Genomic DNA, 23,993 nt, shown 5'->3' on the forward strand with positions numbered 1-23,993 from the left:
CCCTGCACGGCGAGACCCCCGTGCCCGGCCGCACTCAACGCATGCCGGAAGGCCCGGCCCCACCGGCCGAACACCCCGTCACCACCGCCCCCCGCACACCTGCGGCCCAGGACCGGTGGCGCGCCTCGTGCCCTCCCACGCCGAGCAGCGCGCACACCATCAGGAGAACTCATGCTCGCCGTACTCGGGTTCGCCACGCTGGCGACCTTCATGCTCCTCGTCATGCGGAAATACGCGACCGCGTTCGTGGCGATCATGGTCACGCCGATCGCGTTCGCCACCGCCGCCGGTTTCGGCCCCGACCTCGGCGAGATGATGCTCGGCGGCTTGGAGACCGTCGCCCCCACCGCCGTGCTGCTGCTGTTCGCCGTCCTCTACTTCGGGGTGATGATGGACGCGCGCCTCTTCGACCCGGTCTCCGACACCATCATCCGGATCTCCAAGGGCGACCCGGTCCGGATCTGCGTCGGCACGGCCGTCCTGGCGCTGCTCGTCGCCCTCGACGGTGACGGCACGACGAGCTACATGATCATCTGTTCGGCCTTCCTGCCCATCTACCGGCGGCTCGGCATCAACCCGCTCGTCATCGCCGCGATCGCCACCATGGCACTCGGCGCGATCTCGGGCACCACCCCGTGGGGCGGTGCCGCCACCCGGGCTATCAGCGTCCTGCACCTCGACGCCGCCGAGTACTTCGTCCCCATGATCCCCTCCCTGCTCATCGCCTCCGCCTCCATCGTGCTGCTCGCCTACCTGATGGGCCGCCGCCAGCGCAGGAACGTCGACCCCCGGGCGATCGAGGAGCTGGCCGCCGAGATCGCCGGCCGGGAACCCGGGGTGCGCTACGCCCGCGACTGGCGGATGTGGTTCAACGCCGCCCTGACCCTGCTGCTGCTCGTCCTGCTCGTCCTGGGCGTCGCACCGCTGCCGACGCTGTTCATGGGCGGATTCGTCATCGCCCTGCTGGCCAACCACCCGCGCCTGGCCGACCAGGGCGAGGTCATCCGCAAGCACGCCGCCAACGCCGTCCCCGTCGTGATGCTCGTCCTCGCCGCCGGGATCTTCACCGGCATCCTCACCGACACCGGGATGACCGAGGCGATGGCCGACGCCCTCCTCAGCGCGGTCCCGTCCTCCATGGGGCAGCTGATCCCGGTGATGATGGCGGTCATCGGCCTGCCGCTCAGCTTCTTCATGTCCAACGACGCCTACTTCTTCGGCGTACTGCCCGTGGTGGCCGAATCAGCCGCCCAGCACGGCATCTCCGGCTACGAGATCGCCCGCGCCGGCGTCATCGGGCAGATGCTGCACTCCATCGGCCCGGCCTCGGCACCCTTGTGGGTCCTGCTCGGACTCGTCAAGCGCGACCTCGGCGAGTTCCAGCGCTTCGCCCTCGGCTGGGTCTTCCTCGCCTCGCTCGCCTACCTGGTGGCCGCGGTCCTGACCGGCGCGATCTCGGTCACCTGACCCGGCCCTGCCCTTCGGGAGGCGCGATCGTCCACGACGCCCGATGACGCGCGCCCGGGGTCAACCGTCGGCGGCGCGGGCCGGGGGGCTCTCACCGGGGTCGATCGGCGAGGTGACGTGCCCGAGGAAGAGGATCACCCCGTCCTTGCGCAGGGCGAAGCGGAACGGCCGGTCCACGGTGAACTCCAGTGGCGGAGGCGGCGGAAGGGCGCTGCCGGGAGCGGCCAGGACGGCCGTCGCGGCGGACCCTTCGGCACCGTGCTCATCGACGCGCAGCCGCGCCTGGTGGACGACGCGGTCGACGAGCAAGGGCTCGTCGACGATGCCCGAGAGATCGGCGGACGTCGAGAACGCCGTGCGCACGCCCAGCGCCCGGAGCGGAACGTTCAGCTCCGCCCGGGCGGCCACCTCGAACCGCGGAAGTGCGAGCGCGATATCGGCCGGGCGCGCGGAACGGTACAGGGCGACCAGGTCGGCGGCGCGCGGGGCCGCGGCCGCCGGATCCTCGGCGAGCAGGACGTCCAGCGTGCACCCGGACCCCCCGTCGAGGGAGACCATCCGCCATCCCCGGGCCTCGGCATAGGACAGCAATCCCCGGCGGCGCATCATGGGGACCATCCGCTCCGCTGCTCCGGGTTCCCGGAACGGGAGCCGGGTGGTACGTGCGGGTGCGAAGGGGACCGGCCACCGCAGCCGGACCAGGAGCGCCGACAGGAGCACCGCCCGGGTGTCGGCCGTCACCGAGCGCGGCGCCAGCAGCTCGGGGATGCCGCCGCCCGTGGCGTCGCGCACGTGGGCGTTGACGGCCCGGCGCACGCCGTCGGGGTCCGCGGCGAAGTCGCCGATCTCCACCGAGGCCGACGGCCGGCGGGCGAGTGCGGCCGCGAACTCCGGCAGCACGCGCGCCCCAGCACGCACCCACAGGGACACGGCCGTCCGAAGCGCGGGCTCACCGGCGGCGACCCCCATGAGCGCCGCGGCGTGGCCGTCCACGTCACCACCGAGAACGCCGGCCAATTCGTCCAACGTCGATCCGCGTGCCCCGACGGCGAGCAGAGAGAGCGCTTCGGCCACCGACCAGGGCGACCACACGTGCGATCCGTTCCCGCTCAGCTGGGCGTCGAGCCGCGTCGCGAAATCGAGATGCCCCGCGTGGGGCTCACACTTCACCGCTCGGTCACACCCAGATCGATGCGCATCTCCCGCCGCAGCTTCGAGAGAAGTCCCCAGATCTCCTGGATCCTCGGCTGCGCGGTCTCGAACGTGTCACCATCATGTGCCCGACCATTGTCGAGGCGTTTGACCATGCCGAACAGCGACATCAGACGGCGATTGACCGACGAGGCCGTCTCCAGTACCGCGTCGGGCACGCGAAGCTGCGCTTCGGCGTAGCGGCTGCGATGGACACCCCGGGCCCTCTCCAGCGCCTCCCGCTCCTCCTGCCGCGACTCCGTGCGTTCGACCGCGTGCAGGAGGTCCGTCAACGCCGTCAGGAAATCGCGCGACGCCGTGTTGAGGGCAATGTAGTCTGCGCGCTTCTGCTCGTCCCTGGCCCGTTCCTCCTCGACCTGGCGCTCCTCACGGCGCACGCGGTCCGCCCGGTCGAACTCCCTCGTCTGGTGCCGGCCGGCGAAGAACTGTGTCATGAACGTTGTGACCAGGCCGATGATCGCACCGGCGGCGCCGCCGCCCAGCAATACGCTCGTGTCCATACCCACCGTCTCGTCCGTCCTTCGGTATGACACGGTCGAGCATGCCACGATCCGCTTACCACTGTTACGTCCGCATCCGCACCCCCATCGGCCCCGCGGTACTCGTCACGTCACCAAGCCGTGGCGGTAGGCGTAGACGACCGCCTGCACGCGGTCGCGGAGCCCGAGTTTGGCGAGGATGCGTGACACGAAGGTCTTGACGGTCTCCTGGCTGATCACCAGTGCCGCGGCGATCTCGCTGTTGGACAGGCCGTCGGCGATGAGGCGCAGGACCTCCAGCTCGCGGGGGGTCAGCGGGATATCGTCGTGCACGGTGTCCTCCTTGGGCCGGATCCGGGCGGCGTAGGCGCCCACGAGCTGTCGCGTCACATCGGGGTCCAGCAGCGCCGCCCCCGAGGCCACGGTCCGGATCCCGTTGAGCAGCTGGGCCGGCGGGGCGTCCTTGAGCAGGAACCCGCTCGCCCCCGCGCGCAGCGCCTCGTAGACGTACTCGTCCAGGTTGAACGTCGTCACCACGAGCACCTTGACCGGGTGCGCCACCCCGGCGCCGGCCAGCCGCCGGGTGGCCTCGATGCCGTCGAGCACGGGCATGCGCACGTCCATCACCACGATGTCGGGGCGCAGCCGGCCGGCGAGGTCGACGGCGGCCTGGCCGTCCCCGCACTCCCCCACCACCTCGAGGTCGGGCTGGGCGTCGATGATGGTCACCAGGCCGGTGCGGACCAGCATCTGGTCGTCGCAGATCAGAACCCGCAGCGGAGCGGTCACGAGGTGCTTCCCGTGGGGATGCGCGCGTGCACGTCGAAGCCGCCGCCCGGGGGCGGGCCCGCGCTGAAGTCGCCGCCCAGGACCTCGACGCGTTCGCGCAGCCCGGCCAGGCCCCGCCCGCTGCCCTCGGGCAGCCCGGGCGGTGCGCCGGACCCGTCCGTGGCGACCTTCACGGTGATCTCCTTCTCCCCGTGGCGCACCCGCACCGAGGTGGGGCTGCCGTTGGCGTACTTGAGGGCATTGGTCAGGGCCTCCTGGACGACCCGGTAGGCCACGAGGTCGGCGCTGCCCGTCGACTCCGCCGGCGTGCCCTCCTCGGTGAACTCCACCGGCTGCCCCGACCGGCGCGCCTGCTCCACGAGGGTGAGCAGCCGGCCCACGGGCGGCGTCCTGGCGTCGGTGCCGTGGTCGGGGTTGAGCAGGTCGAGCAGGTGCCGCAGGTCGGTGATCGCCCGCCGCCCGGTGTCGGTGACGGCGGTCAGGGCCTGGTCGAGGCGGTCGGGCGCGGCGGTCAGATAGCGTGCCGCCTCGGCCTGCACCACCATGGCCGTCACGTGGTGGGTGACGACGTCGTGGAGCTCGCGGGCGATGCGGGAGCGTTCGGCCGCGCGGGTGTCGGCGGCGACGCGGCGGCGGTGCTCGGCCTCGGCGCCCCGGAAGCGGCGCAGCCACACCCCCAGGCCGCATGCGAAGGCATGCGCCAGGTAGAACAGCACGAACTCGCTGGGCGGTTCGACCGAACCCACCCGGACGAGCGCGACCACGAGCGGCACATAGGCCGCGGAGAAGAGGAGAGCGGCGGTGCGGCGGTGCCGGTCGAGGTGGGCCCCCGCGCTGAACACGGCGATGGGCAGCGCGGTGCCCGCGACCGTGTGGTAGGCGAGGAGCTGGTCGACGGAGAAACCGAGGGACACGAGGGCGAGGCAGACGACCGGCAACCGGCGCCGCAGGGCCAGCGGGAGGCATTCGAGGGCGACCACCGCCACGGCCAGCGCATCGAAGGGACGGGTCGGCAGGCCGCCGACCTGGGTCCCGTGGTTGTCGGGCGCCAGCAGGACCGATCCGGCGAGAAGCAGCAGCGCGAGCGGGAGATCCCGTAGCGCGACGTCGAGCCGGTGCCACCAGCCCGACACCCGCCCCAGATCCGTCACCGGGGAAGCCTACTGGTGGATTCGACCCGGTCGGTCCGCCGCATCACGTCTGACTCCTCGGTGACGCGGCCGCGGCCATGAACCCGAGCAGCGCCACCGCGCCGGCCAACGGCCCCAGTCCGTCGGCCTCGTAGCACCCGAGGAGCACGATGTTCGCGATGACCAGTACGAACATCCCGATGCCGAGCATCGTCCCCCAGCCCGTGCCCGTGGTGGATACGGCACGTTCGCGGGCCGGTGCGGTGGCCTCGCGGCGCTCGACGCGCCACACCACCCACAGGTAGACGGGCAGCAACAGCACACCTGCGAGCAGGCCGATGCCGAGCGTGAGCCACAGGTCGCCCTCCCCCACCAGCTCCCGCATACCCAGGAAGACGACCGCCGCGACGGTCACGAGTATCCACACCGGTCTCATCCGGGCCCCTTCGCCTCCTTCACCGCATCCGCGGCCCGAGCGCCGCGGCTGAGGAGGATACTAGGGACCCGGCGGCCCGAGATCATCACCAAAAGGTGGGCATCTGCGCGTAGCTCTCATGGGGGACATGCGCCTTCCAACCCGGCCGAATATGACGTCACCTCCGCTCGCGATCACCCTGGCGACGCTTGACGTCCATGTGCGCCGAGGGCCCCATCATCGTCGCTCGAGGTTTCCACGCTGCGGAGGTCACGCCTGAGGGGCTCTGGCGCCCTAGGGGGTGGAAGTCCCGGGGCGACCGGGGCGGAAGGAGGGCCGATGGAACCGTGGACGGTGCTGGCGGCGGGGGTCGTGGGCGAGTTGATCGGGGTGGTGGCCCTGTGGGCGCGGGTGAGTGCCCGGGAGCGGACGCGGCGGCGTGAGGCCGCCGCGCGGGTGGACGTCGCCCGGGTGGTCGCGGGCGGGGGTGGGCGGGTTACCGAGTACTACCCCGGCGGAGGGCGCAAGGTGGTGATCGAGGTCAGCACCCCCACCCACAGTTCGTGACCCATATCACGCGAGAACGGGGTCACGGAGGCACGGGAATCACACCCAACAGGGTGAAGGGCAGATCGGCGAAAGGAACCGTGGTGGGACGACGGCAAGAGCACCCGGGAGGAGGACGGCCTCTTAGTGCTCTCGGAAATGCGGCTGCGACCCGCATCTCCACGTCACCGGAAAGGAAAAGCCATGGCCATCGATCTGTCCCTCACCATCACCCCCGACCTCCTCGACCTCGCGGCGAGGATGGCCGGCTCCCTGCACGCCAGCGAAGGAGGTAGCTACCAGGACTCCGAGAACGCGGTCTTCTACGCCCTGACCGAGCTGTGGCGGCGTGACCGCAAGAAGCCCGGATGTGTGTCCGACCCTCGGGCGTGGATGTGGAAGGCGGCCACGCGCGAGCTGCGCCGCAACCTGAAGAAGGCCCGGGCCGAAGTGACCGTCGACCTGCTCCCCGACCGGGACGACGACGCCGAGACCCGGCCGCAGGCCGTGCAACTCCGCAAGGAGTCCACGCGCCGGGCGCAGGAGCTCGTGGCCCGGCTGGCGGAGGGCGAGCGCGCGGCGGTGGCCCTGTACCACTTCGCCGAGCTGAGCAGCGGTGAGATCGCCGAAACGCTCCAGATCAGCGAGGAGGCGATCCGCGCGCGGCTCAGCCGCGGGCACCGCAGGCTCAAGAAGATCCTCAAGGAGGAGGGGGGTACCACTCCATGACCGACGAACCGTTCCACGACCCCGAGCTGGAGACGCTGTTCTCCTCGGCCGGCGACGAGCTGACCGAGCTGTGGCGAGCGAGGCTGTCGCGCCGGCTGCTGGAGGAGGCCGGGCAGGGGGACACGGCGGCGCAGGAGATCGTGGCCGCCCTCCGACTCGGCTTGTAGTGACCGCAGCGTCAGGTACCCGGCGCCGTCGAGGACCCCGGTCTTCGACGGCGCCGCTGTCGAACCCCGGCGCGCCGCCGCGTCGCGCGAGCCGGCAGAGGATGGCGTGCGCGCGGATGCGGTCCTCGAACGGCGCCGGGGTTCCTATGCCTCCGGTGTCGGTCCGTCGTCGGCGACGACCGCCACCAGCCGGCCGAGCAGGTCGAAGACGGCCTGCACGTCGGCTGCGCCCAGGCGCGGTCGCACGGCACCGGCACCCACCATGATCAGGTGCGGCACCAGCGCCGCGGTCCGGGCCCGGCCCTCGTCGCCGAGGACCTGGAACCACACGTCCTGGAGGAACGCCAGGCGGGCGGCGTCGATGCGCTCCTGCGTCTCGCGTACGTCCTGGTCGGCGACCCCCCATGCCCGGATTGCGCGCTCCAGGTCGGTGTCGACGAGGTCGGCGACGCGGGAGGGCAGTCCCGCGATCACCGCTTCGGCCGGGGTGTCCACCAGGAGGGCGGCCAGCCGCTCCTGCACCGCCCGCTGGTCGGCCTCGTAGCGCTCCAGCAGCGCCCGGCGGTAGTCCGCCATGCCCCGGAAGTGGTGGTGGAACGAGCCCTTCGTCATGCCGAGCCGGCGGGCGAGCTTGTCGATTCGCACGCCCGGTTCGCCTTCGGCGACGAGGGCGGCGAGTCCTTCGGTGAGCCAATCGTCGCGAGTCCGCATACCGTCGAACATACCGTACCGTATGGTACGGTCGCCGCATGTTCGAGCTCCCCGACCCGGTCTGGCCGATGGTCCTCCTCGCGGTCGTCTCCTTCGGCGACGGGCTGATGTGCCTCAAGCCCATGGCGTTCATCGCCCGGTGCTACGACGACGTCGGCTGGCCGCCGAGCATGTGGTGGATCATGCCGCCGATCAAGTTCGCCGCCGCAGCGGGCCTCGTCGCCGGCATCCGGATCCCCTACCTGGGAGCGATCACGGCGTCCGCGGTGGTGCTGTACTTCCTCGTCGCGATCGCCATGCACATCCGCGCCCGCGACTTCGGCCGGAACCTCTTCCTCAACGCCACCGGGATGCTGGTGCTCTCGGTCTTCACCCTCGCGTGGAGCTTCCTGCGGTAACGCGCCCCGAGGGCGGCGCATGGCCCGTCCGCGGTCACGTGGGGAACAGGCTCGCCACGACGGCGCGCGCCGCGGCCTCGCTGTCGTCGCCGAATCGCTCGTCCAGTGATCCCAGCGAGCCGTTAAGCCACAGGGTGGCGAAGCCGTGGACCAGCGACCACGCGCCGATGCTCGCCAGGTGGCGGTCCGGGCCCGCATCCTCGCCCACGATGGCGCCGACTCCCCCGGTGAGCGCCTGGTCCGCCCGACCGCGCGCCGCGGCGACCGCGGGGTCGCTGGCGTGGTACAGCCCGGGCTGGAACATGACCGCGAAGTGCGCCCGGTGCTCGACCGCGAAGCGCACATAGGCCACGCCCACTTCCCGGTAGGACCCGGTGCGCTCCTGGGCCTCGTGCAGGGCGTCGGCGAGCAGCGCGTAGCCCTCGGCGGCGACGGCGGTGAGCAGGCCCGCTTTGTCGCCGAAGTGGTGGGCGGGCGCGGCGTGGGAGACGCCGGCGCGGCGGGCGAGGTCGCGCAGGCTGACGCCGGCGGGGCCGGACTCGGTGATGGCGTCGACGGCGGCGCTGAGCACCGCCTGTCGCAGATCACCGTGGTGGTACGGACGCTCCGTGGTCATCGCCCCAGGGTAGCGCCAATCTTGTCCTTGACAAGATTGAGTCTGGTGCGGCTATCTTGTCAGTGTCTAGTTCTTGTTTGTTGGAGGGATCGCCGTGGAACCGCTCATCGCCCTTGTCTCCGTCACCCTGGTACTCCTCGCCGCCGGAGCCGCCGGTGTCCGCCGCCTGCGGCCGTGGCCGGTCGCCGTCCGCGGCGGGATCGCGGCCATGTTCCTGCTGACCGGCGCCGCGCACTTCGTCGGCATGCGCGAGGAACTGATCGCCATGGTCCCGCCGACGCTCCCCGCTCCCGGCCTGCTGGTCACCGTCACGGGCGTCCTGGAGCTGGCGGGCGCGGCCGGGATCCTGTGGACGCGCACCGCCCCGTGGACCGCCGCCGGGCTCAGCGCGCTCCTGGTCGTGATGTTCCCGGCCAACGTGTACGCGGCACTGGCCGACCTCCCCGGCGCCACCCCGCTGATCCCGCGCACCGCAATGCAGGTGGTCTTCCTTGCCGCGCCCCTCGCCGTGCTGGCCCACCACCTGCGATCACGCCGGAGGACCCGCACCCTGGAAAGCGAAGGGCCCCGGGGTGGATACCCGAGGCCTGGTGCCGCCGTGTGACCGCACGCCTCGTCTACGGCTACACCGGCCCGCAGACCTAGGCCGCGTCACCCGGGAAGGACCGTCAGAGTGGGTCGACACGGTCCTTGAGCAGGCAGAACTCATTGCCCTCGGGATCGGCGAGGACGTGCCAGGGCTCCTCCCCCGTCTGGCCGATGTCGACGCGCTCGGCCCCGGCGGCCAGGAGGCGTTCGAGCTCGGCGTCCTGATCGCGGTCGGTGGCGCTGACGTCGATGTGCAGCCGGAGCTTCCCGTTCCTCGGATCGTCGCTGCGGCTGAGGATGATCGTCGGCTGCGGGCCGCCGAACCCCTCGCGCGGCCCGATCGCGATATCGGTCTCGTCGCGTTCGAGCTCCACGAAGTCCAGAACTTCACCCCAGAACCGCGCCAGCACCTCGGGGTCACGGCAATCGATCACGAGCTCACTGATACGGCATGCCATCGGCGAAACCTACTCTCAGCGTGGGAACGGCCGGGCCGGCCGAGCGGATCTCATGGGCTCCCTCCCCTGCGGACATTCCCGCGACCGTACCGGGCGATGCGCGCAGAGGCGCGTTTTCCGATCCTCGCCCGCCACCGGCGGACCCACCTGAGGGCCCGCACCGCGGCGGACACCTTGGGCGCTTCCTCGGTCAGCCGAGCCCCGTTGCGCGCGCGGAGACGAACCCGGATTCATACGCTGCGATGACCAGCTGGGCGCGGTCCCGCGCATCCAGCTTGGCCAGCAGCCGCCCGATATGCGTCTTGACGGTCGCCGGGCTCAGGTGGAGGAGCCGGGAGATCTCGGCGTTGGACAGCCCCCGGGCGATCAGCGCGAGCACCTCGCGCTCGCGCCCGGTGACCCCGTCGAGCGACCGGACCGGGGCCGCGGTGGACGGCAGGCGCGCGAACTCCGCGATCAGCCGACGAGTCACCGACGGGGCCAGCAGCGCCTCGCCCGCTGCGACGACACGGATCGCCGCCAGCAGGTCCGCGGGCGAGGCGTCCTTGAGCAGGAACCCGGCGGCCCCGGCGCGCAGCGCGGCGTACACGTACTCGTCCAGGTCGAACGTGGTGAGGATGAGCACGCGCACCCCGGCCGTCTCAGGGGCCGCGCAGATGTCGCGGGTGGCGGCGATCCCGTCCATGGTCGGCATCCGGACATCCATGAGGACCACATCGGGGCGATGGCGCCGGGCGAGTTCGACCGCCTGGCCGCCGTCGCCGGCTTCGGCGACGACCGTGAGGCCGGGCGCTGTGTCGATGAGCAGCCGGAAGCTCCCCCGCAGCAGCGCCTGGTCGTCGGCGACGAGGACCCGGACGGATTCGGTCACGCGGTGGCCTCCTCGCGGGACGTCGGGGTCGAGGCGGGGTCGCTCCGCTGCGGCAGGACGGCGGTGACCGCGAACCCGCCCTGCGGGCGCGGCCCGGCCTCCAGGCTCCCGCCGTACATCGTCGCCCGCTCGCGCATGCCCACCAGACCGTGCCCCCCGCCGGGCGCCGCTGCCGAGGGCACCGCGGAAGCGCCCGCACCGTCGTCCACGACCTCGATGCGCACCCGGCCATCGGAGTCCGTGTCCACCGCCACCCGGCACCGCGTCCCCGCCCCAGCGTGCCTGACCACGTTGGTCAGAGCTTCCTGGACGATGCGGTAGACCGTCATCGCCGTCCCGGCCGCGAGCAAACCGGGAACACGGACCCGCAGGTCGACGCGGATACCCGCCTGCTCGGCCCGGCGTGCGAGCGCCGGAAGGTCGTCCAGTCCCGGAGCGGGACGAAGCCCGCCGTCGCCGGCCTCGAACCCGTCGTCCGTCCGCGCGCCCACAGGGTCCCGGTCCCCCGAACCGCCTCCGCGATCGCCGGAGCCGACGGTGCCACCGCCCGGGTCGGCGCGGAGGACCCCCAGGGCACGGCGCATCTCCGTCAGGGCTTCCCGCCCCGTCCGCTCGATGACCCGCAGGGCGTCCCGTGCCTCCTGCGGGTGGGTGTCGGCGACGTGCTCGCCGACGCCCGCCTTCACCACGATCACGCTCAGACTGTGCGACACGATGTCGTGCAGCTCGCGGGCGATGCGCAGCCGCTCCTCGACCAGCGCGCGTTCGGCCCGTGACCGCTCCGCCCGGGCCGCGCGCAGGCGCGCGGCGCGCACGGCGAACCCGGCCCCCCAAGCCGCACCGATGACCACCCAGACCAGCGCCGCGGTGCCGACCGCCTCCGCCACCGTCCCCGCCGGCGTGACCACGGCCCCGCCGGCGATCACGGCCCCCGCCGAAACCGCGAGGGCCACCGCACCGGCGGTCCCCGACCGTCGCAGGGGTTCGGTGAGCGCGACGAGGTAGGCGGCCAGCGCCGTGGCGATGTAGGGCTCGCGGGTGATGTCCAGCAGCGTCGCCGCGACCGAGGCCGCCAGGACGACCCCCATCACCGGGACGGGCCACCGCCTCCGCACCGCGATCGGCGCACCGACACCGGCGGCCACCAGCCATCCCACCCACACCGGGCCGCCGAACGCGGGCTGCCCGTCGGCCGGCCCGCCGCCGGCGAAGCCGAGATAGGCGATCGTCAGCACGACGGCCACGGCGCAGTCCAGGGCGGCCAGATGGAGGCCGCGGAGCCGGAACGGCAAGCGTGAGGCGCGCATGGCCCGACCATAGCCCGCTCGGCCACCCGATCCTTCGCCGGTCCCCGTGTTCGCCCTGCTCACCCCGCCAGTCCGACCAGCAGCATGACGACCGCGGCCACCGCGACGAGGAGGATCCGCCCCGCAGCGGCGGCCGGTCGCGGGGCCGCGCCCTCGCGCAGCACGGCCAGGCCGAGCGGGACAAGGGCGACGCACAGTCCGGCGACCGCGACGACCGACATCGGTGTCGTCCCCTTCAGCACGCCGAGCGGCAGCGCCGACATCGAGGCGAGCGCGAGGGCGCGCAGCGGGCCGAGCACGCCCGAGCGGTACGCGCCGATCGCCAGCAGCACCCACCCGCCGAGGATCGCGGCGTTGAACATGCTGAAGATATGGAAGGCGCCATAGGCCTCGCCCACGGCGTCCGTCGCGGACCGCACCCCGAGGCTGCGCACCAGCTGAAAGGCCGAGTGGTCCACTCCGGCGTGGAAGGCGCGGGCGGACAGGCCGAGTACGGCCAGGGTGCCGCCCCACAGAGCGGTCTCGGGGCAGCGCACGCCGATCCGTGCGGCGAGCGTGACGACGCCGGGCCACAGCAGGACACAGCCCGCGGAGAACGCGCTGTAGGAGACCGTCATCAGAACCGGATCCCGCTGATAGGCGGCCAGTTGGGCGGGGAAGAAGAAGTCGTACCGCGCGCGCAGCAGCACCCCAGTGAGGAGCAGCAGGGGGCCGAGGACAAGGGAGGCACCGCCGACCCACCGCCCGGGAAACGGGACACCAGGGACAGTGGCGCCGGTGACCGTGGAGCTCTTGATCGTCTTGGCGAACATGGCGAAATGATCCGCCTCCGCGATATTCGAGCGCATCGGAGCACGATCGCAACCTCGGCATCGAACCGTGGTCGTAGCGCCCGTCATCGCATCCACCTACGGTCGGATAGCACTCCGTAACATTGCGTAATGGAGGTGCCTCATGACCGAATCCACCAGGCCCTGGAGCACGCGACCCATTGCCGGTCGAGCCCTCGTCCAGCCCGCCGACGCACTGACCAGCGCCGCCGACAGTGAACCCGGGGCGGACGTGTTCCGCGTCGGTGTCGTGGGCGCGTCCCTCAACGCCGTTGACTGGCGGACGGTCCGCCTGGAATGGCAGAGCCGCTGGCCCGGCACCCGGTTGGTGTACGTCCCCCTCGACGCCACGAACCAGGAGAGCGCGATACTGGACAGCGACGTCGACATCGCCTTCAAACGCATCGTCGACGACGAGGACCAGGCGCTGGAGACCCACGTGATCCTGTCCAGCCCTCGCGCGGTCGTCGTGCCCCGGGGATGGGCCGCCGCCGATGCACGGTCGCTGACGCCCCAGGACATCCCCGACCCCGCCGATTGGATCTTCGCCGATGGCGGATCGGAGCGCTACAACAGGTGGACGCAGGGCCTGCCCCACGTCGACTCACCCCGCGACGTGGTCATCCGTCAGGCTGAGCAGGTCGCGCAGGCGGTGGAGTTCATGGATCGCTGCTGCGTGCACTCGATGATCGCCAAGGAGGCCTACGAGACTCCCGCGGTCGCGTTCGTCCCGCTGCCCGGGCCGTCGGCGGAGATCGGCGTGGCCATCCGCCGCGCCGACCAGAGGCCCGCCCTGCGCACCCTCTACCAACCGGCAAAACGGTCTCACGGCGACGTCGCTCCCGCCCCGGAACGTGGCACCCGGTGACGCGCGCGCCGCATCACCTGCTCCGCGGACGAACACTCTGACGATCCACGCCCGTGGCCCCTCTCAGCCGTCGAGGACGGCCAGGTCGAGGCGGCGCAGGCGCTCGGGGGCGGTGAGGATGTCGAGCTCGGCGACCCGTCCGCCGACGACCGTGAAGGCCACCACCGCAACCGGTTCCCCGGCCACCATCTCCACGACCCCCGCAGCGCCGTTGACCAGGGCGGGCCGCGCGACACCGGCCATCCGCGCGAAGGTAATGGCCCCGCGGGCCACCGATTCCGCACCGCGCGCCACGCTGCTGGGGCGCAGTGCGCCGCCGTCGGCGCGCACCACCACATCGGGGTCGAGCACCGCCACGAGCGCGTCGAAGTCGCCGCCGCGCGACGCGGCGAGGAAGGCGTCCACGACCTCGCGCTGACGGGCAAGGTCGGCGTCGGGAACGGGCGCCGCGCCACGGACCCGGCGGCGGGCGCGGCTGGCCAGCTGCCGGGCGGCGGCCGGGGTGCGATCGACGATGGGCGCGATCTCGTCGAACGGCACCCCGAAGAGGTCGTGCAGGACGAAGGCCAGCCGCTCGGCCGGGGCAAGGGTTTCGAGCACGACGATCAGCGCGAGGCCGACGGAGTCGGCCATCAGCGCCTCCTGCTCGGGGCCGGCCTCCGCTCCCACCCCGCCCACGATGGGGTCGGGCAGGTGCCCCTCCAGCGGCTCCTCGCCCCGCGACCGGCGGGAACGCAGCATGTCCAGGCACACCCGGCCGACCACCGTCGTCAGCCAGCCGCCCAGGTTCCCGATGTCCGCGGAGTCGGTGCGGCTGAGCCGCAGCCACGCCTCCTGCACGGCGTCGTCGGCCTCGCTCAGCGACCCGAGCATCCGGTAGGCCACCGACCGCAGGTGCGGGCGGTGGCCTTCGAAGCTCTCCGCCAGGAATTCGCGATCGCTCATCGGTCCCATCATCCTTCCGGCTCATCCGTCACCGCACTGACGAACCGGGGACCGTGAATGTGACGTGTCGGCGGAAGAAGGGGCGGGCGGATGGGCGCGCGCCGCGGGCGGGGCCCCGGTGCGCGCCGGTCCCGGCCCGATCCTGGCCGCGGATGGATCCGGTCAGCGCACCAGCAGGTCGACCACCCCCGTGGTGCCTTCATCGCCGTGTCCTTCGGCGAGCAGGCGCTCCATCAGCCCCAGGTACGGCGTCAGCAGCTCGGGGCTGACGCCCTGGCCCTCCGCCGTGCTCAGCAGGGTGGGGTTGCCCGCGACGATCATCGCGAGGTTGGACACGACGCCCTTCGTGTAGTCACCGCTCTGGAGGTGCTCGGCGATCCCGTGCACGGAACCGGACATCGCGCCGAGCCAGCCGACGAGCAGCGACGCGAACTCCTTCGGCGCGATGTCCTTCTCCTTGCGGATGAGCGCGAAGGCGTGCTGGACGCCGGCGAACATCCCGTACATCGCACTCAGCAGCGCCACGTCGTGCAGGGCGGCGTGGCCCGGGTTTTCACCGACGTACTTGGCCCCCGTCGGAACGGTCAGGGCCGTGCCGTGCTCCTCGAACAGCGCCCCGGACCCGCTGTAGAACACGTAGCCGCCGGATTCCGGGACGCCGATCATCGGCGGGACCGCCATGATGCCGCCGTCCAGGAACCGCGCGCCGCGCGCTCGGGCCCACTCGGCGCGGGCGCGGGCCTGGTCCGGGGTGCCGGTGGTGAGGTTGACCAGGTCCTTGCCGGCCAGGTCGGCGTCGGCCAGAGCTTCACCGACCGAGGCGTCGTCGAGCAGGCACACCACCACGAGGCGGCTCGCGGCCACCGCCTCGGCTGCGGTCGCGACGACCGTCGCCCCTTCGGCGGCGAGCGGTTCGGCGCGGGCGGCGGTACGGTTCCATACGGTGAGCGGGTACCCGGCGGCGAGCCAGGCGCGGGCGAACGCGGTGCCCATGTCGCCCAGCCCGAGGAGGGTGACGGGGGTCGCGGAAACGGTGTCGGTGTTGGTGTCAGCCATGGTGAATAGGCTGGTCGCAGGCCCCGGGACCCACAAGTACGCACTTTGAAGTGGGCGCTTACCCCGGGGTGAGCGAGCAGATGGGAGGGGTGGGGAATGGCGACCGTGGGCAGGCCCGGCGGACCCGGCGGCTACGTCTGCGGGATCGACGCGGCGATGGACGTGATCGGCGGGAAATGGAAGGTGCTGATCCTGTGGGCGCTCGGCGAGCGCCCGTGCCGCTTCGGCCAGCTGCGCAGGCAGGTGCCGGGCGTGACCGAAAAGGTGCTCGCGTCCCACCTGCGCGAGCTGGAGGACGACGGCATCGTCCACCGCGAGGCGTTCGATGAGGTACCGCCGCATGTCGAGTACTCGCTGACTCCGGCCGGGACCTCCCTCAATGCTGCCCTCGCCCCGCTGGGGGCGTGGGGGCGGGAGAACATCCTCGGCGACTCCTACCGCCATGGGTCCGGCGGTGGCTCCTCCGCCCCGGCCACGGTCGGGGCCCCGAGCGCACGGCTGCCGGTTGACCGGCCTTCGGTGACGCTGAGATGGCCGGGGTCGGCCAGCCACGCCGGGTTTCGGACGCGGTGTCGGTGGGCGACGGGATAATCACCACGGTCCCCGATCGTCCCGACCCCGGAGGCGTCCCCTCGTGATCGATCCCGCTCTTCGCCTGGGCGCCGCCGTTGTGGGCACGGCCTGCCGTCTGTGGGTCGGCGACATCCCCTTCGCGACGGACGTGACCGCGAGCGTTACCGACCTGATCCGCGAACGCGTGAGCGGGCGATTGGAGCGGCGCAAGCTCGAACGCCGCTTCGAGGATTTCGAGGAGGCCGTCGCGCAACGGGTGCTCGGCTACCTGGAACACGAGTTCCGGGGGCTGCCCGAGAACGAGCGAGAGGCGGCGATCCTGGCCGTCGCCGACACATTCGAGCGCGCGGAACTCAACAACCGGGACCTGTTCGAGCGGGACCTTGACCCGCTCTTCCTGGAACGGCACCTCCGTCAGTGGGCCCCGCGGATCACCCGCGACCTGAGCTCCGCGGGGATCGGGGTCTACGACCGCGTTCTCCCCGAGTGCTGCGCCTACGTCATGGCGACGCTGACCACTCTCCCCGACTTCCACGCGGAGGCGTTCACCGAACTCCTGCGCCGCGACACCATCATCCTGGACCAACTCGCCGAGATCCTGGAGCGCCTGCCACGGGCCACGGCAGATGGGATAGGCGATGACGCCGAGGCCGCATTCGTCACGGCGTACCGCCGCAAGGCGGCGGAACGCTGGGACGTGCTGGAACTGTTCGGCACCGACGCCCACACGCGGATGTATCCGTTGACCCCGGCCTATCTGAGCCTCAATGTCACATTCCCGTCGTCCTTCACCGGCGACGTCGATGCCACCTCCAGCAAGTTCGAGTGGAAGCGACCTCGCCGCGGCGTACAGCGCGTGGAGGAGGCTCTGGCCGGAGTCACAAGGTTGTTGCTGCGAGGGTCTGCCGGAGCGGGCAAGACGACCCTCCTGCACTGGCTGGCCGTCCGGGCCAGCCGAGACGACTTCCCTAACGAACTCGCCTCCTGGCACGGCCTAATTCCGCTCGTCATCCCGCTGCGCCAATACGTGGGCAAGGAGCTCCCCGAGCCTGAAGAGTTCATCCGAAATACGGGTCGGCATCTCGCTGCCGAGGCGCCAAAGAACTGGATTCACGGATTGCTCGGCGCCGGGCGGGCGGTACTGCTGGTCGACGGGGTGGACGAACTCCCGGGCCCACAACGCGAGAAGGCCCGGCACTGGCTGCGCGACCTTGTCCGCGACTACCCCCTTTGCCGATTCGTGGTCACGTCACGGCCCGCCGCCGCTGACGAGGACTGGCTGACCCGCGAGGATTTCGTCAGCGCCGAATTGGAGCCGCTACGCGACTCCGACATCAGTGCGTTCATCCGTTCCTGGCACGAGGCGGTTCGAAGCGACACCGCCGACGCCGAGGCCTGCGAGCGCCTTACCTCTTATGAAAGGGAACTGACCGAAAAGGTACTCGGCCAGCGGCATCTCCGCAACATTGCGTCCACCCCCTTGCTGTGCGCGCTCCTCTGTGCGCTCTACCGGGACCGGCACACGGCTCTCCCTCGGGATCGTATGGAGGTCTACGACGCGGCTCTGTCGATGCTCCTCAAGGAGCGCGATGAACAGCGCGGAATTCACGTGGAAGGGGCGCAGCTCTCTCGAACGGAGAAGGTCCTCCTATTGCAAGAGCTGGCGAAGTGGCTCATCCAGAACGGAGCATCCGACGCGCCCTACGCCACGGCACGTCGACGAGTCGCCCACATCCTGGCGTCACTGCACCGGGTGGGAGGTGAACCGGACGAAGTCTTCGACCACCTGCTCATCCGCAGCGGGCTGCTGACCAGCCCGGCCGTGGGCCGGGTGAGTTTCATCCACCGGACCTTCGAGGAGTACCTGGCAGCCAAGGCGCTGGTTGAGGACGACAGCCTGCCTATGCTGGTGAACAACGCCCACGACGACCAATGGCGCGAGGTCGTGGTAATGGCTGCCGGTCATGCGAGGCCGCAGCAGCGCGAGGAGCTGATCCGAGGGCTGCTAGACCGCGCGGATCGCGCCGAAACGTTCGGCGACGTTCTGCTAGCCGTCGCGTTCTCCTGCTTGGAGACGTCCCCCCTCCTTTCACCAGAGGTGCGCGAGCAGGTGGAGCGCCGGGTTTCGGGGATACTCCCGCCAAGAACACCTGCGCAAGTGCAGGCGCTCATCACGATGGGCGAGTCCGCACTACGCCTCTTGGCGGATACGCCGATCACGAATTCGCTGGAGGCTGAAGGCACGATCCAGACCGCCTCGGAGATCGGCGGCGCGGAGTCGATCCCGATCATCGCCCGCGCGTCGGTACTCCCTGACCCGACGGCCTGGATTGCCGTCGAAGGCGCCTGGCATGCCTACCTTTCCGCGGAATTCGCCCAACAGGTATTCCCACACTGGCCACACCACCGCCGCGATTTCACCAGCCCCGCGGCCCAATTCCCGCTCGTGTCCGAGTACATGCCGCACGTCAAGCAGCTCCATCTCACCGGAGGTGGTACCACGGGCCTGCACGGCCTCCACAACCTGAAGGCTCTTCAGACGCTGATCCTCCATTCACAGCCCGACGACGCGTGGCACGTCAGCCTCACACCGCTCACGGGCGTGCTTCCCACACTGTTGTCCCTATCATTCACCGGGGCTACGAGAACCCGATCGATCGCACCCGCCTTCGACCATCCTCTGGAGCACTTGACCCTGCGCGGTGCGCAGGAGGTGCAGGACATCGAACTGCTGGCGACCTTTCCCCGACTACGCCAGTTAGCAGTTGTGGAGGAACTCCCGCTCCCGCCGCTCTCGCGCATCCTCCCCGCCGGACAGCCGCTCCAGCACCTGGTTCTGGCCAGGATCAACGGCTACACCGACCTGCGCGTTCTGGAGGGCCTGGAACCCGGGGTCCGCCGCCTCTCCCTGGACGACTGGCCGCACCTGCATTCGCTGATCGGGATCGAGGCTGTTGCTGATCGCCTGACCACGCTGGACTGCATCAACTCCGGGACAGTGGCACGCGAACCGACGGACCTGGCCGCATTGATATCGGCGGCGAAACTCACCCAGCTCCGTCTCTCGGAGGCGATCGCCGACGCGAACGCCCGGGTCCTGGCCTCACTGCCTGCCCTTACGGAACTAGAGATCGTCTACAGCGGTACTCGCCGGCCTGCCCGATCCGTGGCGGCGATTCCCGGTCTCCGCATCCTACGGCTCGCGGGACGCGGGCCGGTCGACCTCCGGGACCTGGCCGGGATTCCCAATTTGACTGTGGAACTTCATTTGCGTGAATTGCAGGAGGTCATCGGCGCGGACTTTCTCGGCGCCGGTAGCAGGGTCGTACGCACACCGAGATCGCGGACGCAGTCCTGATCTCCGATCCACCGTGAGGTCACCCCGTCACGAACGACTGTCCTCGCTCACTCCATCCGCCCCACCAACCCCAACACCCTCCGCGCCGCCCCCACCGCCGCGGGGTCGATCACCCGCCCGTCCGGCAGCGCGCGCCCCCCGCCCCCGTCGCGCTCGGCGGTGGCAACGGCGGCCATCACCTCCTCCGCCGCCGCGATCTCCGCGGCCGAAGGCCGGTATGCCTCCGCAATGACCGGAAGCTGCGCCGGGTGAATGGCCGTACGACCGACGAAGCCCAGCGCCCGGCCCTCGCGGCAGGATTCCGCAAGCCCGGCCAGGTCGCGGAACCGCGTGTACACCGACTGCTGAGGAGCCGGCAGTCCCGCTGCCCGCGCGGCGATCACGGCCCGTGAGCGTGCCCAGATGAGGCCGGACTCGTCGGTGATGCCGAGGTCGGCGCGCAGGTCGGCCTCGCCCAATGCGATTCCGGCGACGGCGGGGTGAGCAGTGGCCAGTTCGAAGGCGCGCTCGATGCCGATCGCCGTCTCCAGCAGCAGGTGAAGGCGCACCCCCGGCAGCTCGGCGGCGGTCTCGGCGACCGTTGCCGGGTCCTCCACCTTGGGCAGACGGACGTCGATCACCCCGGGGCGCCCGGCCAACGCGACGATGTCGGCGCGGCCCTCTGGCGTGCGGGGGTCGTTGATGCGGACCTGGACGGGGGTGGGCGGCACGCGGTCGAGGAGTTCCGCGGTCCAAGCGCGCGCGGCGCTCTTGGCGGGGGCCGCGACCGCGTCCTCCAGGTCGACGATCACCACGTCGGCCTCGGAAGCCAGCGCCTTGGCCACGCGGTCGGGGTGATCGCCGGGGACGTAGAGGAGGGTGAGCGGGGGCGCGGCGCTGAGGGTGGCGGCGGTGTCGGTACCGGTCATCGGAGGACGCCCTTCTCGCGGAAGTCACTGTCGTCGTCCCGGGGGCGCCTGAGCCGGGTGGGGAGGCCGTCGGTGTGCCCGGCGCCGTTCCGGCGTCTTGCGCCCGGGACCCGCGGAGGCCGGGGCACAACGTTTTGCGCGCACGGCGACGGCCCGGGAGCGGGGCTCTTCGGCTCGGGCGCGTCGCTCATGGCCTTCCTCGGGTCGTGGTACCCGGAAGTGTACGGCGGCGCGGCCGGGCGCGTGCGGCTCCGGGCCGGACCCGCGGCGGCCGGTACCGGTCGCGGGCCGCTCCCGCACCGTAACCGTTCCCCGGCCAACGGCCGGGCCACCGGCCTCGGCTCGCGCGGTTCCCGGGTCACCCGCCCAGACCCGCGCCGCTCCCAGGTCACCCGGAGGCCTCCGGGACGACGAGGGCACGGGTGCGGGCGGCGAGCTCGTCGAAGGTGATGCCGTCGAAGCCGGTCAGCGTGCTCGCCACCCGGCCGTGCAGCGGCGCCGTCCACTGCTCGGGGATCCCGTCCGCGCCCAGGAGACCTCCCACGACCGAGCCCACCGTCGCCCCGTCGGAGTCGGTGTCCCACCCGGCCGCGACCACAGAGGTGATCGACGCACCGAAGTCACCGGCCCCGTGGACCAGGGCGGCGGCGATGGCCGCCGCGTTGTTGATGCTGTGCACCCAGTGCAGGTCCGCGTGGCGCGCGTGCAGGGCGTCGAGCACGCGCTCGAAGTCGGGTTCGCCGCGCGCGAGGTCGGCGGCCTCACGCACCGCCACCGCCAGCCGCGACCGCGGCGGCACCACCCGCAGCGCCCCGGCCAGCGCCTCCTCCGGGCCCTCGGCAGTCAGCGACATCGCGGCCAGTGCGGCGGCGAACATGGCTGCGTAGACCCCGTTGGCGGTGTGGCTGAGGACGGCGTCGCGGTGGGCGAGCGCGGCGGCGCGCACCGGGTCTCCGGGGTTGACCCAGCCGTGGACGTCGGCGCGGATCAGGGCGCCGATCCACTCGCGGAACGGGTTGCGGTGCACCGAGGTCTCCGGCGGGACCAGCCCCACCAGCAGGTTGCGCAGGGCGACCCGTTCGGCGGTGAAGATCCGCCCGGCAGGCAGCTCGTCCAGCCACATCTGCGCGACGTCGTCGGTCGTGAACCCGGTGCCGTGCCGTTCGAGCAGGGCCAGGCCGAGCATGGGGAAGTTGAGGTCGTCGTCCTCGGGTGTGCCGTCGATGTTCTCGGCGAGGCTGGTGGGGGCGCTGCGCCGGTTCCAGGGCCAGCGCGCCGCCACGTCGGCGGGCAGCCCGCGGGCGGTGAACCAGCCGCGGATGGGCCAGTTGCCGGTGGCCTCGGCGATCGCGCGGATCCCCTCCCGGGGGATCTTCTCGACGGGTTTGCCCAGGACGCATCCGGCGGCCCGGCCCGCCCACGCGCCGCGCAGCCGCTCGGCCAGGTCGGGGCCGGGTGCGGCGAGCGGGGCGTCGGGCCAGTCGGGGCAGGCGGCGATGATGGCGTCCAGCTCGGTGGGTTCCCACGCGGCGATCGGGGAGCGGATCGCCGCCAGTTCGTCGAGCAGGTCCTCGGCCAGCCGGCGCAGCGGGGGCGCGGCGGGCTCGGCCGACGCCCCGGCCATCGGGGGCGCGTCGTGGCCCCCGGCGTCGTGCCAGCGCCGGGCGATCGCCTCGACGGCGCGCCCGTCCTGGCGGGCCTGGCGCAGTTCGTGCCCGATCAGGTCCTCGGGGTGGATCCAGGTGAGTCGCACCGCTGTCCCCTGCCTTCCTCTCGATCGTGTTCCCGCTCCCCCGCCGGGGTAACGCCGTCATCACCTGCACGTCGGCCGCCGCCGCAGGCGCGGGTCCGTGCCCCCGGCGACGGCCGCCCCGCGCCCGTTCCCGCATGCCCGGCGCCCCCGATATGGGCCGGGCCGCGCGGGGGGCTGCGGGTGCTCGGCGGTCCTGCGCCGCCCCCTTTAGGACGCTGTTAGCGCGGCGAAGACCTGCTCGTGCTCGCGTCGGGCTGCCACGTCGGCGAGGTGGATACGTCGCGCGACCTCGGCCAGTTCCAGTCCCGGCGCCTCCAGGTCGATCCGGCTGGCCCGGGCGATATCGGTGCGCCACTGCTCGGGCACGCACCCCAGGCCGCCCAGCGCGCCGGCGATCGCGCCGCCCATGCTCGCGATGGAGTCGGCGTCGCGCCCGTAGTTGACGCCGCCCAGGACGGTGCCGCTGTAGTCGCCGTCGGCGATGAGGAGGAACGCCAGCGCCATCGGCAGCTCCTCGATGGCGTGCACCCGGCTCGGGCGGCGGGCACCGAGCCCCTGGTCGCGGTAGGTGTCGGCGACGGTGTCGAACGGCGCCATGGCCGCGCGCAGGTCCGGTGCCGCATCACGCCAGTCGGTGATGGACCGGGCCCGCTCGCACACGGCCTCGATGGCGGCGCGCGTGCCGTCCTTGGCGACCCGCAGCGCCGCGGCGACGACGGTGTCCGCCGTCGCCCCTGGGCGCATGGCTTCCGCGACCGCGGCGGCGAAGACGCCCGCCGCCTCACGCCCGTAGCTGGACTGGTGCGCGCCGGCCAGGTCGATCGCCTCGGCGTAGGCGGCGGCGGGCTCGCCCGCGTTGACCACCCCCACCGGGGCCATGTACATGGCCGCACCGCAGTTGACGATGTTGCCGACGCCGGCTTCGCGCGGGTCGACGTGCCCGTAGTGCAGCCGTGCCACGAGCCACTTCTCGGCGAGGAAGACGCGGTGCAGCAGCAGCGCGTCGGCCTCCAGTTCGGGCACCCACCGCTTCTCGCCCATCATCTCCGGCACCAGGTACTCGGCCGCGGCGTAGGCGTCGAGGTGGCGCTCGGCCTTGGTGTAGACGCGGACCAGCGCGTGGGTCATGAGGGTGTCGTCGGTGATGTGCCCGTCGCCCTTGTGGTACGGCGCGATGGGGCGGGCGTTGCGCCAGTCGGTGTTGAACGGGGGGACGATGCCCTCGACCACGCCGTCGTAGCGCTCGCGGATCTGTTCGGGGGTCCAGCCCTCGGTGGCGCCTCCCAGTGCGTCGCCGACCGCCGCACCGGCCAGGCTTCCCACGGCCTTGTCCTGCAAGGGGCTCAGCATCTAGGAAACTCCTTCGTCGTGGTGGTCGGTCGCGTCCGCCAGCGTGTCGGCGATCGCGACGAGGTCCTGCCCGGCGAGTTCGGGCAGGCAGCAGCCGCTCAGGCGGCGGGCGCGCTCGCGCCAGGCCCCGGGCTGGGCCGCGTGGCCGCCCAGCGCGCCCGCGAGGGCGCCGGTGAGGGCGGGCAGCGAGTCGGCCAGGGGCATCAGGGTGGCCGCCGCCGAGACCGCCGGGCCGAGCGCGCCGCCCGCTGCTCGGGTCAGCGCGAGGGCTGCGGGGACGGTGGCGGCCGCGGCGACGCCGTAGCTGTAGACGTGGTCGCAGCACACCTCCTCCACCGCCGGGACCAGCGCGAACGGGTCGTCGCCGGGCAGGGCCAGCGCGGCGCGGGCGGTGGCGCCGATCGCGGTGTCGGCGGGCAGTTCGGCCATAGCGGCGTCGACAGCGTCCGTTGCGCTCGCGCCGTCCACG

At 72.0% G+C, this 23,993-nt stretch carries 25 protein-coding genes and 1 pseudogene; 9 read left to right on the forward strand and 17 right to left on the reverse strand.

Going from position 1 to position 23,993, the window contains the following annotated elements:
- Positions 1–171: 171 nt before the first annotated feature.
- Positions 172–1,467, forward strand: a complete 1,296-nt coding sequence (locus ACFOVU_RS10170) for a CitMHS family transporter (protein ID WP_378532190.1) — start codon at positions 172–174, stop codon at positions 1,465–1,467.
- A gap of 60 nt (positions 1,468–1,527) precedes the next feature.
- Here ACFOVU_RS10170 and ACFOVU_RS10175 read toward each other — a convergent pair whose 3' ends face one another.
- From ACFOVU_RS10175 to ACFOVU_RS10195, 5 genes are all read right to left on the reverse strand, one after another.
- Positions 1,528–2,637: a serpin family protein gene (locus tag ACFOVU_RS10175; RefSeq protein WP_378532192.1), complete on the reverse strand. Its 1,110-nt coding sequence runs from the start codon at positions 2,635–2,637 to the stop codon at positions 1,528–1,530.
- Positions 2,634–3,179 carry a hypothetical protein gene (locus ACFOVU_RS10180; RefSeq protein ID WP_378532194.1) on the reverse strand — a complete coding sequence of 182 codons (546 nt, stop codon included), beginning with the start codon at positions 3,177–3,179 and terminating at the stop codon, positions 2,634–2,636. Before ACFOVU_RS10180 ends, ACFOVU_RS10175 begins: the two co-directional genes overlap by 4 nt.
- 105 nt (positions 3,180–3,284) lie before the next feature.
- Complete coding sequence (locus tag ACFOVU_RS10185) at positions 3,285–3,947, reverse strand: response regulator (protein ID WP_378532196.1); 663 nt, start codon at positions 3,945–3,947, stop codon at positions 3,285–3,287.
- Entirely contained in the window at positions 3,944–5,098 is a 1,155-nt protein-coding gene (locus ACFOVU_RS10190; protein WP_378532198.1) for a sensor histidine kinase, read from the reverse strand. The genes ACFOVU_RS10185 and ACFOVU_RS10190 overlap by 4 nt, the downstream gene beginning before the upstream one ends.
- Positions 5,099–5,141: 43 nt before the next feature.
- Entirely contained in the window at positions 5,142–5,513 is a 372-nt protein-coding gene (locus tag ACFOVU_RS10195; protein ID WP_378532200.1) for a hypothetical protein, read from the reverse strand.
- Between the two features lie 318 nt (positions 5,514–5,831).
- Between ACFOVU_RS10195 and ACFOVU_RS10200 the strand changes: the two genes are divergently transcribed.
- From ACFOVU_RS10200 to ACFOVU_RS10210, 3 genes are all read left to right on the forward strand, one after another.
- Entirely contained in the window at positions 5,832–6,059 is a 228-nt protein-coding gene (locus ACFOVU_RS10200; protein WP_378532202.1) for a hypothetical protein, read from the forward strand.
- Positions 6,060–6,242: 183 nt separating this feature from the next.
- A complete protein-coding gene (locus ACFOVU_RS10205) occupies positions 6,243–6,767 on the forward strand; it encodes an RNA polymerase sigma factor (RefSeq protein ID WP_378532204.1) in 525 nt (174 codons plus the stop codon).
- Entirely contained in the window at positions 6,764–6,934 is a 171-nt protein-coding gene (locus tag ACFOVU_RS10210) for a hypothetical protein (protein ID WP_378532206.1), read from the forward strand. Before ACFOVU_RS10205 ends, ACFOVU_RS10210 begins: the two co-directional genes overlap by 4 nt.
- A gap of 144 nt (positions 6,935–7,078) precedes the next feature.
- On the opposite strand, the gene ACFOVU_RS10215 is transcribed toward ACFOVU_RS10210, so the two are convergent.
- Positions 7,079–7,645, reverse strand: coding sequence for a TetR/AcrR family transcriptional regulator (locus ACFOVU_RS10215; RefSeq protein ID WP_378532208.1), 567 nt, complete (start codon positions 7,643–7,645; stop codon positions 7,079–7,081).
- A 38-nt stretch (positions 7,646–7,683) separates the two neighbouring features.
- Between ACFOVU_RS10215 and ACFOVU_RS10220 the strand changes: the two genes are divergently transcribed.
- Complete coding sequence (locus tag ACFOVU_RS10220; protein ID WP_378532210.1) at positions 7,684–8,043, forward strand: DoxX family protein; 360 nt, start codon at positions 7,684–7,686, stop codon at positions 8,041–8,043.
- Between the two features lie 34 nt (positions 8,044–8,077).
- Here the strand turns inward: ACFOVU_RS10220 and ACFOVU_RS10225 are convergent, their stop codons facing one another.
- Positions 8,078–8,659, reverse strand: coding sequence for a TetR/AcrR family transcriptional regulator (locus ACFOVU_RS10225; RefSeq protein ID WP_378532212.1), 582 nt, complete (start codon positions 8,657–8,659; stop codon positions 8,078–8,080).
- Positions 8,660–8,753: 94 nt separating this feature from the next.
- Between ACFOVU_RS10225 and ACFOVU_RS10230 the strand changes: the two genes are divergently transcribed.
- A complete protein-coding gene (locus ACFOVU_RS10230) occupies positions 8,754–9,263 on the forward strand; it encodes a DoxX family protein (protein WP_378532214.1) in 510 nt (169 codons plus the stop codon).
- Between the two features lie 64 nt (positions 9,264–9,327).
- Here the strand turns inward: ACFOVU_RS10230 and ACFOVU_RS10235 are convergent, their stop codons facing one another.
- From ACFOVU_RS10235 to ACFOVU_RS10250, 4 genes are all read right to left on the reverse strand, one after another.
- Positions 9,328–9,705: a VOC family protein gene (locus ACFOVU_RS10235; RefSeq protein WP_378532215.1), complete on the reverse strand. Its 378-nt coding sequence runs from the start codon at positions 9,703–9,705 to the stop codon at positions 9,328–9,330.
- 190 nt (positions 9,706–9,895) lie between these two features.
- Positions 9,896–10,576, reverse strand: coding sequence for a response regulator (locus ACFOVU_RS10240; RefSeq protein ID WP_378532217.1), 681 nt, complete (start codon positions 10,574–10,576; stop codon positions 9,896–9,898).
- Complete coding sequence (locus ACFOVU_RS10245; RefSeq protein ID WP_378532219.1) at positions 10,573–11,883, reverse strand: sensor histidine kinase; 1,311 nt, start codon at positions 11,881–11,883, stop codon at positions 10,573–10,575. Before ACFOVU_RS10245 ends, ACFOVU_RS10240 begins: the two co-directional genes overlap by 4 nt.
- Before the next feature lie 59 nt (positions 11,884–11,942).
- The gene (locus tag ACFOVU_RS10250) at positions 11,943–12,695 is read right to left on the reverse strand and encodes a hypothetical protein (RefSeq protein WP_378532221.1); all 753 of its coding nucleotides are present in this window, start codon (positions 12,693–12,695) and stop codon (positions 11,943–11,945) included.
- Between the two features lie 142 nt (positions 12,696–12,837).
- On the opposite strand from ACFOVU_RS10250, the gene ACFOVU_RS10255 reads away from it, so the two are divergent.
- Positions 12,838–13,581, forward strand: coding sequence for a LysR substrate-binding domain-containing protein (locus ACFOVU_RS10255; RefSeq protein WP_378532224.1), 744 nt, complete (start codon positions 12,838–12,840; stop codon positions 13,579–13,581).
- 63 nt (positions 13,582–13,644) lie between these two features.
- On the opposite strand, the gene ACFOVU_RS10260 is transcribed toward ACFOVU_RS10255, so the two are convergent.
- Together ACFOVU_RS10260 and ACFOVU_RS10265 are read right to left on the reverse strand one after the other, a co-directional pair.
- The gene (locus ACFOVU_RS10260) at positions 13,645–14,526 is read right to left on the reverse strand and encodes a sigma-70 family RNA polymerase sigma factor (RefSeq protein ID WP_378532225.1); all 882 of its coding nucleotides are present in this window, start codon (positions 14,524–14,526) and stop codon (positions 13,645–13,647) included.
- Between the two features lie 162 nt (positions 14,527–14,688).
- On the reverse strand, positions 14,689–15,582 hold the full coding sequence (locus ACFOVU_RS10265) for an NAD(P)-dependent oxidoreductase (protein ID WP_378532227.1): 894 nt from the start codon (positions 15,580–15,582) through the stop codon (positions 14,689–14,691).
- Between the two features lie 96 nt (positions 15,583–15,678).
- On the opposite strand from ACFOVU_RS10265, the gene ACFOVU_RS10270 reads away from it, so the two are divergent.
- A complete protein-coding gene (locus ACFOVU_RS10270; RefSeq protein ID WP_378532228.1) occupies positions 15,679–16,173 on the forward strand; it encodes a winged helix-turn-helix transcriptional regulator in 495 nt (164 codons plus the stop codon).
- A 43-nt stretch (positions 16,174–16,216) separates the two neighbouring features.
- Positions 16,217–19,513 carry an NACHT domain-containing protein gene (locus tag ACFOVU_RS10275; protein WP_378532230.1) on the forward strand — a complete coding sequence of 1,099 codons (3,297 nt, stop codon included), beginning with the start codon at positions 16,217–16,219 and terminating at the stop codon, positions 19,511–19,513.
- Positions 19,514–19,560: 47 nt separating this feature from the next.
- Here ACFOVU_RS10275 and ACFOVU_RS10280 read toward each other — a convergent pair whose 3' ends face one another.
- From ACFOVU_RS10280 to ACFOVU_RS10295, 4 genes and pseudogenes are all read right to left on the reverse strand, one after another.
- Positions 19,561–20,421, reverse strand: a complete 861-nt coding sequence (locus ACFOVU_RS10280; protein WP_378532232.1) for an HpcH/HpaI aldolase/citrate lyase family protein — start codon at positions 20,419–20,421, stop codon at positions 19,561–19,563.
- Positions 20,422–20,809: 388 nt separating this feature from the next.
- A complete protein-coding gene (locus ACFOVU_RS10285) occupies positions 20,810–22,174 on the reverse strand; it encodes an ADP-ribosylglycohydrolase family protein (RefSeq protein WP_378532234.1) in 1,365 nt (454 codons plus the stop codon).
- Between the two features lie 207 nt (positions 22,175–22,381).
- Complete coding sequence (locus ACFOVU_RS10290) at positions 22,382–23,524, reverse strand: ADP-ribosylglycohydrolase family protein (protein ID WP_378532236.1); 1,143 nt, start codon at positions 23,522–23,524, stop codon at positions 22,382–22,384.
- Positions 23,525–23,993, reverse strand: a pseudogene (locus tag ACFOVU_RS10295) (hypothetical protein); the annotation flags it as partial.

It is taken from the genome of Nocardiopsis sediminis (assembly GCF_042650565.1).
Taxonomy (GTDB): domain Bacteria; phylum Actinomycetota; class Actinomycetes; order Streptosporangiales; family Streptosporangiaceae; genus Nocardiopsis_B; species Nocardiopsis_B sediminis.

Coding starts and splice junctions, on each gene's coding strand:
- ACFOVU_RS10250 (WP_378532221.1), bottom strand. CDS start 12,695: ATGTTCGCCAAGACGATCAAGAGCTCCACGGTCACCGGCGCCACTGTC.
- ACFOVU_RS10170 (WP_378532190.1), top strand. CDS start 172: ATGCTCGCCGTACTCGGGTTCGCCACGCTGGCGACCTTCATGCTCCTC.
- ACFOVU_RS10245 (WP_378532219.1), bottom strand. CDS start 11,883: ATGCGCGCCTCACGCTTGCCGTTCCGGCTCCGCGGCCTCCATCTGGCC.
- ACFOVU_RS10225 (WP_378532212.1), bottom strand. CDS start 8,659: ATGACCACGGAGCGTCCGTACCACCACGGTGATCTGCGACAGGCGGTG.
- ACFOVU_RS10235 (WP_378532215.1), bottom strand. CDS start 9,705: ATGGCATGCCGTATCAGTGAGCTCGTGATCGATTGCCGTGACCCCGAG.
- ACFOVU_RS10200 (WP_378532202.1), top strand. CDS start 5,832: ATGGAACCGTGGACGGTGCTGGCGGCGGGGGTCGTGGGCGAGTTGATC.
- ACFOVU_RS10180 (WP_378532194.1), bottom strand. CDS start 3,179: ATGGACACGAGCGTATTGCTGGGCGGCGGCGCCGCCGGTGCGATCATC.
- ACFOVU_RS10265 (WP_378532227.1), bottom strand. CDS start 15,582: ATGGCTGACACCAACACCGACACCGTTTCCGCGACCCCCGTCACCCTC.
- ACFOVU_RS10195 (WP_378532200.1), bottom strand. CDS start 5,513: ATGAGACCGGTGTGGATACTCGTGACCGTCGCGGCGGTCGTCTTCCTG.
- ACFOVU_RS10290 (WP_378532236.1), bottom strand. CDS start 23,524: ATGCTGAGCCCCTTGCAGGACAAGGCCGTGGGAAGCCTGGCCGGTGCG.
- ACFOVU_RS10220 (WP_378532210.1), top strand. CDS start 7,684: ATGTTCGAGCTCCCCGACCCGGTCTGGCCGATGGTCCTCCTCGCGGTC.
- ACFOVU_RS10215 (WP_378532208.1), bottom strand. CDS start 7,645: ATGCGGACTCGCGACGATTGGCTCACCGAAGGACTCGCCGCCCTCGTC.
- ACFOVU_RS10205 (WP_378532204.1), top strand. CDS start 6,243: ATGGCCATCGATCTGTCCCTCACCATCACCCCCGACCTCCTCGACCTC.
- ACFOVU_RS10280 (WP_378532232.1), bottom strand. CDS start 20,421: ATGACCGGTACCGACACCGCCGCCACCCTCAGCGCCGCGCCCCCGCTC.
- ACFOVU_RS10260 (WP_378532225.1), bottom strand. CDS start 14,526: ATGAGCGATCGCGAATTCCTGGCGGAGAGCTTCGAAGGCCACCGCCCG.
- ACFOVU_RS10270 (WP_378532228.1), top strand. CDS start 15,679: ATGGCGACCGTGGGCAGGCCCGGCGGACCCGGCGGCTACGTCTGCGGG.
- ACFOVU_RS10255 (WP_378532224.1), top strand. CDS start 12,838: ATGACCGAATCCACCAGGCCCTGGAGCACGCGACCCATTGCCGGTCGA.
- ACFOVU_RS10210 (WP_378532206.1), top strand. CDS start 6,764: ATGACCGACGAACCGTTCCACGACCCCGAGCTGGAGACGCTGTTCTCC.